Below are 7500 nucleotides of genomic sequence, written 5' to 3'. Positions count from 1 at the left end.
TATCGTATTCAAACAAAAACAAAACTGACTCCGCTAGAAAAACGAAATCAGTTTGTTGCTTAAATTTTAATTTTAACTACATCAAGTAGGCTTTTTTGTACTGTCTGCATAACTTGGGGCAGTTCATCAGTTGCACGGAGTATTTTTTTATGCTATAATTTCTTCATTAATTAACAAGGGAGTTATCAAATGAATGTAATGGAGGCTTTGCTTGAAAAATATCAGGTCAGAAAAAACAGAAAGCAAAAGGACGAGTTCATTAACTTCGCTTCAGAACAGTTTAAGGCGCTTGGATACGAATTTGAAATAAACGAGAACCCAGAAGGCTTTAAAAGCCGCAATTTAATTGTCGGCGACATTGACAAGGCTAAGGTTATTTTTACTGCGCATTATGACACCTGTGCAAGAATGCCGTTCCCGAATTTCTGCACGCCGCTGAATCCTCTGCTATTTATTCTTTGTCAGATTTTGATTGCGCTGCCTATAATGATATTGGTATTCGGCGTAAGCTATTTTTCAGCAAGAATTATATCGTCAATACATATAGAAAACGAATTGTTTTATTTACTTTTTCCCTATGCTGTTTTGTTGTTCAACTTGAGCATTTGTATGGCAATCATCTTATTAATGATGATTGGTCCTGCTAACAAGCATACTGCTAACGACAACACATCGGGTATTTCAACGCTGTTTGAAATTATGAAAAAGCTTTCAAAGGAGCAAAAAGATAAGGCGGCATTTGTATTCTTTGACCACGAGGAGTTAGGGCTTATAGGCTCATCCTACTTTGCAAAATGCTATGGAAGCAGAGTTGCAGACAAACTTGTGGTAAACTTTGACTGCGTATCAGACGGCAAGAATTTTCTTTTTGCTTGTAGAAAAAATACTAAGAACAACCGGTATTATCAAAAGCTTGTTGATAGCTTTAACGGTGCATTATCAGATAAATCGGAGCAGGTTATTTTTACAAGCAAAGCAATTTATATGTCAGACCAGCTGAGGTTTATCAACGGCGTTGGCGTTGCGGCTCTTAACAAAGGAAGGACAGGACTGTATCTCAGCAAAATTCACACAAGCAAAGATATAGTTTTTGATGAAGAAAATATCGCAATTTTATCAAACGGAGCTGTTGAGTTTGTTAATGAGATTGATTAATTTCCAAGCCAACACCTCTACGAGGGATATTGTGTTCAGAAATTTATGAGGTTATTATGATTTTGTTAATTTCACGTGAATCCTATAATTCACCTTGAACGACAGTTTGTTTTGTGGTAAGATAATAAAAAAGCACCACAGTATATATTGTTTACTTAGGAGGTATACAGTTTGAAATTTTATAAAAAGCTTACCGCTCTGCTTTTATCGCTTGTTGCGGTTGCTGCAATTACTACAACAACAGCTTTTGCTGAGCCAGGAGATACAGTTAATGATCCGCAAACATCAGTTGACACACCTTCTGATAACACGCCGGATGACACCCCTGTTGATAATCCGCCTGCAGAGCAACCCGAACCTGATACACAACCTGTTGACAGCACACCAAGCACTAATACAAGCAACACTTCCCAAAATGACAATGACAATTCAAACGGCTATAACGATGATTATAATCAAAACAGCCAGAACAGTCCCGGCTATGACGCATCTTCCACAGTCACATCGGTTGTTGACAGAGATAACGAATACTATCAGCCGGGAACTATAAGTGAGGATTCAACCCAGCCTGTTCTTGACAACAAGCTTTACAACGCAAGCCTTTCAAACGATACAAACGAGTTAAATGCCGATGATTGGGACATTGCTTTGAATCTTGATGAAACCGACGGCGGCAGTGACTTTAACTTCATCAAAAACAACAACTCATCTGACGATTCTGTTTGGTACCAGCTTATGCTGTTCGGAGGAGTGCTTCTTGTTACAGTTGCAATATTCGGAATAATCCTTGTTATAGTTATGACTGTCAGAACAAGTAAAAGAAACAAGGTGCTTATAGCAAAAGCAGAACGTGAAAAAACTGTGGACATTTCTTTAATTGACAGTCTTGAAACTGCAAAGCCTGAAGCCGGTGAACCCGTTGAAACTGAGCTTGTCAAAAGCAAATTTGACCCTGACAACCTTGACCTTTCAAAATACGATAAATACCTTTAATATCATTTAAAACTTAAAGGGCAGCTAACCCAAGTTAATTTTGGTTAGCTGCCCTTTTATGCTGCTATTTTATTCCACGCATTTTCTTTAGAATTCTTATATCGCTGCCTTCAAAGTGTAAACGGCGGCAATAGCCTGTTACACGAGATACAAAACGGTCGGTATAGTTTTTCTCAAGCTCCTGTATTGTTAGGTTAGTGTTTATTATAGTCGGATTGCCTCTTGTTATACGGGAGTTGAACACGTTATATACTGCGCCTTTTGAAAAATTGTTGAGGAACTCCGTGCCGAGATCATCAATTATAAGCAAATCACAATCAGACAAAATCTTTGGAGTTACTTCAGATTCTTCTGTTTCACGCCCAAACTGGTATTCCTCAAGAGTCGACACCATATCCGGAGCAGTAATATATATTACTCCTTTGCCCTTTTTTATCACCTCATTAGCTATCGCAAGCGCAAGATGAGTTTTTCCAAGACCTGTTCCGCCTGTCATAATAACGCTGTCGCTGTTGCTGTTGAAATTCTCCGCATAGTTACTGCAATAAGATAAAATATTGCTCATCTTGTGGCGACATTCTTCAGGGTAATATGACAAATCGAAGCTCTCAAAGTCAGAAAGCGACAAAGGAGAACGTAAGTTGAGGTCATCGCAGGCAATCTGCTTTAAAAGATTTATATAGCAATCACAGGCTACCCCGTCAACATTGCCTTTGTCATTGCAATGCGAACAGGTATATTTCGGCTTTAAGTCCTCCTCTGATATTCCTGCTAAAGCGTAAACCTGTGCAAGCTTGCGCTGCAGCTCAAGGTTTTCCTTTTTTATTTCAAGCAGTTTTTCGTGGTCGCCGGACAGGGTCGCTCTTGCAATATTAGTGAAGGTATGCGTAAGCTTATGCTCAATTTCTCTTGCAATAGGGTACGCAGAGTAAAAGCTTTGCTGTGCTTTGTCTGCATTTCGCTGAGCTGTCAGCCTGCGCTCACTTAAAATTCTGTCTGCTCTTCCATATACGCTTTTACTGTATCCCATATCATCACCGCCTTATTTAAATTCGTCAAAGCTTTCTATTTGAGATATATCGTAAGAAGTCTTTCTTGCTGACGCCTTAGCCGACTTATTGCTCGGCTGAAGCTGCTTTATTTCACTTACGGTATGCACTCCGCTTTTATGCCATTTCTTAATTATTCCGTCAATATAGCGCAGGTTGTACTCTCCCTTTGTGTCAACACAGGTTTCATAAGCCAAGCGGATTGCATCACGCTTAAACCCCCATTCGTTGAGCCAGCGGTTTGAAAATTCAAGCTGTGTTTTAGTCGGAGAACCAACGGTTTTTATACCAAAAATTTCGCTCACTGTACCCCATGCACTGCACTGGTCAGAGTATTCTCTTATTTTTTCTTCCGCCTTTGATACGTTATCGACGCCCTGCTGCGCCCAAGAAATACCAACGCTCTCTATGTATTTCATACCGAATTTTTCACGGCTGACACAGAACTGCAAAAGCATTGTAATAACGTCTACCGGCAAACCGTCCATATCGTGAAGATTAAGCAATATACCTAAATCGCCTGTTGACAGAGGCTTGCCGATAATCGTCTGAGCCTCCTCAGCCAAAAAAGCAAACTCCTTGTCCTTAATAATTCTGTCTGTAATGTACGGACCTGTGGGCCTTGGCGGACGTGTAGGCTTACGCTGAGGCTGAACAGCATTCTGCACCTGTGAAAGCTGAATCTTTGCAGGTACTTTATTATCAATCAGGCTTTCCTCCGTTTGCTCCAAACTGTTAGGGGCAAGAACCGCTTCCTCTTTCTTGAGCAAGCCGCAGTTCACCCAGAAATTTGCGCTGTCGGCAACATCAGCAGGATGCATTGAAAGCGCCTGACCTATTGTTTCGGTACTCATCTCCTCGCCGCTGTGACGAAGAATATAAAGAAGCACCTTGAGCTGTGCAGCGCCCGCCAGCTTAATATGCTCGTCCACAACACAATTGGGAACAGCAAAAACGCCGTTCCACGCACCTAAATCAATCTTTATTTTGTCCATTTTTTTCATCCTATAAATTAAGATGAAATAAGTATAGCACAAACCGAAAGGGCAAACAACAATTTAAAGGAATTATTTCCGAGGCAATAATCTATATGTATAATATTAGTGCATAACCCGAAAAATACCGATAACAATAGTAATAAATGTTTTTCGGAGGAAATATAATGGCTCTTTGTTCTGATATAAAAAGCAACGAAATGATAATGGAGCAGACTCTTCAAAGCGACAAGAGCTTTGATTTAATCAGCCGTGCTCTTGTAATAAACGGAAGAAAAGCAAGGCTTTATTTTGTTGACGGTCTGATAAAGGACAGCGTAATGGAAAAGGTGCTTGAGTTTTTGTACTCTATCAAGGACGAAAGCTTTATGCAAAATGCCGACACCTTTTTAAGCTGCTGTATGCCATATATCGAAGCCTCTGCCGAAGAGGATGAAAGCAAGGCGGCGACGGCTGTTTTTTCCGGCGTTTCAGCATTGCTTGTTGACGGCTTTTCAAAGGCAATATTAATTGACGGCAGATCATACCCTCAGCGTGAAACCGCCGAGCCGGAAAAGGACAAGGTTTTAAGAGGCAGTCACGACGGCTTTGTAGAAACACTTATCTCAAACACCGCCCTTATCCGCCGCAGAATTCGCTCGTCACAGCTCAGGGTAACTCCATTTGTAGTTGGCAAAAGCTCTAAGACTGACATTGCAATGATTTTTATGGACGGCAGGGCAGACACCAAGCTTCTTCATAAGCTTGAAAAGGCTCTGAATGAAATAGACTGTGACTCTCTTACAATGAATCAGGAAAGCTTAGTGGAACTTTTATTTGGCCGAAAATGGTATAATCCATTTCCTAAAATCAAATACACAGAGCGTCCTGATTCGGCTGCGTCTGCCATTTTAGAGGGCAACATTGTGATATTGGTTGACAATTCACCTTCTGCCCTTGTTCTGCCTACCTCTATTTTTGACGTTATGGAAGAGGCTGACGATTACTATTTTTCGCCGATAACAGGCACATATTTAAGACTTGCAAGATATGTTGTCACGTTTGCAACGCTTTTTATAACTCCAATGTGGCTGCTTGCTTTGAAATACCCTGAGGCACTTCCGGATGCTTTACAGTTTGTCCTGCCAAAGGATCCGATAAATGTGCCGATTTTCTGGCAGTTGATTATCCTTGAAATTGCTATTGACGGTTTGCGGCTTGCGTCGCTGAACACGCCGTCAACCCTCAGCACAGCACTGAGTATTATTGGAGCAATTGCATTAAGCGATTTTGCTGTGTCCTCCGGATGGTTTTGCAGTGAAGCAATTTTGTATATGGCGTTTGTCGCAGTTGCAAACTACTCTCAGCCAAGCTACGAGCTGAGCTATGCACTGAAATTTATGCGTGTTATATTGCTTATTACAACACAGCTTTTCGGTATTTTGGGCTTTATCGGAGGATTGATTATAATTATAGCCATAGCGCTCACTAACAAGACTGTATCAGGCAAGAGCTATCTCTACCCGCTTATACCGTTTAACGGAAAAGCTTTGCTGCACAAGGTACTCAGACTCAGAAAAACCAACTAAAACAGTCGTGTTGAAAGCACCGCCATAACCATTCCGGTAAAGTCAGCCATCAATGCTGCCGGAACGGTATGGCGTGTTTTGCTTATACCGACACTGCCAAAATACACAGCGATTGCATAAAAGGTTGTTTCTGTTGAACCCATCATAACGCTTGCGGCTTTTCCTATAAAGCTGTCTGCGCCAAAGTTTTTATATATATCACTAAGCACAGCAAGTGAGCCGCTGCCCGATACGGGTCTGAGCAGGGACAAAGGCAAAAGCTGAGGCGGAAATCCGAGCGGCTCAAGTACCGGCGATACTAAATTTATCAGTGCGTCTAAAAGTCCGCTTGAACGTAGCATAGTAACAGCGCAAACAAGAGCGATAATAGACGGTATAATTTTAAAGACAGACGCTATTCCCTGCCGTGCGCCCTTTATAAAAAGCTCAAAAACAGGCTGTCGGCGGATTAATCCGAAAGCAAGTATTATTGTAAGCACAACGGGGATAACGTAAATTCCGATGTTCACAACCGACTCCCCCTGCTACCTAAAACCTTAGCGCAGGATATACCGACAATCAAGGCGGCAACGGAGCAAAGCCAAATATTCGTTATTATTCCCATAGGGTCATTGCTGCCGTTTTCTGCCCTTAAAACTGCAATTGTTGTTGGTACAAGCTGCAATGAGGCTGTATTCAGCACAACGAACATTACCATAGAGTTGCTCGCCGTGTCCGAGCCGTTTTTAGCCTGCATAAGGCTCATCGCACGAATGCCAAGCGGAGTTGCGGCATTGCCAAGTCCCAATAGATTTGCCGAAATATTCATCGACACCGCCGAACATACCTCCTTATCATCTGCGTGCTCCGGTATAAGAAGTCTGAATACCGGCTTGAACACCTTGGCAACTGCCTCGGTTATTCCACTTGAGCGTGCAATCTCCATAATTCCCGACCAAAAGCACATCATTCCGGCAGTTGCGGCAATAAGTGTTAAGGCGGATTTTGCGCCCTCCATAACGCTGTCTGTCAAAGCAGATGCGCCACCGCTGAATAAAGAATAGACAACACTCAACAATATAATCCCAGACCATATGTAATTCATCATAAAAACATCATTTCCCAACTATTTTTTGCAATTTTTCTTGACAGTTATGGCATTATTTGGTATAATTACAACAAATTACAACATAACCCAAATTTAAAGGATGGATGATAAAATGAAACCGGCAGGCTTCCTGTGTAACATTGATAAATTAGGCAGAATCGTTATCCCGGCACCGGTGAGAAAAACCTATGACCTTAACAACGGTGATGCAATTGAAATATTCACAGATGAAAACGGAATCATGTTGAAAAAGTATAATCCGTCATGTATTTTTTGCGGTAGCATTGAGAATGTTTCTACATTTAAAGGTAAGATAGTTTGCGAAAGCTGTATAAAAAAGCTTTTTTCTCTCATTTGATAATTATATACATAATTTTATGTGAGCAACTCAAGAAGTATTCTTGAGTTAGTGTGAATTTTTCGAAATAGTATTTGTAATTTGAAATCGACAATTCGAGTCGGCAGCATAAGCTGTCGGCTTTTTTAGTGTAATATATCTTACTATAAAAACAAGGCTCCCATTTCTGTGAACAAGTCCGTAAAAAATGGACAATAGAAAAAAGACCCCTCTTGATGTAGAATATACATCAGGAGGGATATTTTTATGCCAAGAAGTTATCGACATGTAAAGGAATATGAAACAGAAATAATAA

The 7500-nt window shown here is 41.0% G+C and carries 8 protein-coding genes; 4 read left to right on the top strand and 4 right to left on the bottom strand.

Annotation, left to right across the window (positions count from 1 at the left end; all coding sequences use genetic code 11):
• Positions 1-189 precede the first annotated feature (189 nt).
• Together GMA13_RS10420 and GMA13_RS10415 are read left to right on the top strand one after the other, a co-directional pair.
• Complete coding sequence (locus GMA13_RS10420; RefSeq protein ID WP_255884506.1) at positions 190-1155, top strand: M28 family peptidase; 966 nt, start codon at positions 190-192, stop codon at positions 1153-1155.
• 171 nt (positions 1156-1326) lie between these two features.
• Entirely contained in the window at positions 1327-2148 is an 822-nt protein-coding gene (locus tag GMA13_RS10415) for a hypothetical protein (protein WP_255884505.1), read from the top strand.
• A gap of 64 nt (positions 2149-2212) precedes the next feature.
• Here the strand turns inward: GMA13_RS10415 and GMA13_RS10410 are convergent, their stop codons facing one another.
• Together GMA13_RS10410 and GMA13_RS10405 are read right to left on the bottom strand one after the other, a co-directional pair.
• On the bottom strand, positions 2213-3178 hold the full coding sequence (locus tag GMA13_RS10410; protein WP_255884504.1) for an ATP-binding protein: 966 nt from the start codon (positions 3176-3178) through the stop codon (positions 2213-2215).
• Positions 3179-3190: 12 nt separating this feature from the next.
• On the bottom strand, positions 3191-4192 hold the full coding sequence (locus GMA13_RS10405) for a DnaD domain protein (RefSeq protein WP_255884503.1): 1002 nt from the start codon (positions 4190-4192) through the stop codon (positions 3191-3193).
• A 167-nt stretch (positions 4193-4359) separates the two neighbouring features.
• Here GMA13_RS10405 and GMA13_RS10400 point away from each other — a divergent pair, with 167 nt between their 5' ends.
• A complete protein-coding gene (locus GMA13_RS10400) occupies positions 4360-5760 on the top strand; it encodes a spore germination protein (protein ID WP_255884502.1) in 1401 nt (466 codons plus the stop codon).
• Here GMA13_RS10400 and GMA13_RS10395 read toward each other — a convergent pair.
• Positions 5757-6269, bottom strand: a complete 513-nt coding sequence (locus GMA13_RS10395; RefSeq protein ID WP_255884501.1) for a nucleoside recognition domain-containing protein — start codon at positions 6267-6269, stop codon at positions 5757-5759. The two genes, GMA13_RS10400 and GMA13_RS10395, sit on opposite strands and share 4 nt — an antisense overlap.
• Complete coding sequence (locus GMA13_RS10390; RefSeq protein WP_255884500.1) at positions 6266-6814, bottom strand: nucleoside recognition domain-containing protein; 549 nt, start codon at positions 6812-6814, stop codon at positions 6266-6268. The genes GMA13_RS10395 and GMA13_RS10390 overlap by 4 nt, the downstream gene beginning before the upstream one ends.
• A 145-nt stretch (positions 6815-6959) precedes the next feature.
• Between GMA13_RS10390 and GMA13_RS10385 the strand changes: the two genes are divergently transcribed.
• The gene (locus tag GMA13_RS10385; RefSeq protein WP_255884499.1) at positions 6960-7205 is read left to right on the top strand and encodes an AbrB/MazE/SpoVT family DNA-binding domain-containing protein; all 246 of its coding nucleotides are present in this window, start codon (positions 6960-6962) and stop codon (positions 7203-7205) included.
• Positions 7206-7500 lie beyond the last annotated feature (295 nt).

Source organism: Ruminococcus sp. zg-924, from assembly GCF_024433635.1.
Lineage (GTDB): Bacteria > Bacillota > Clostridia > Oscillospirales > Acutalibacteraceae > UBA7067.
This window is presented reverse-complemented; position numbering and strand designations above follow the sequence as displayed.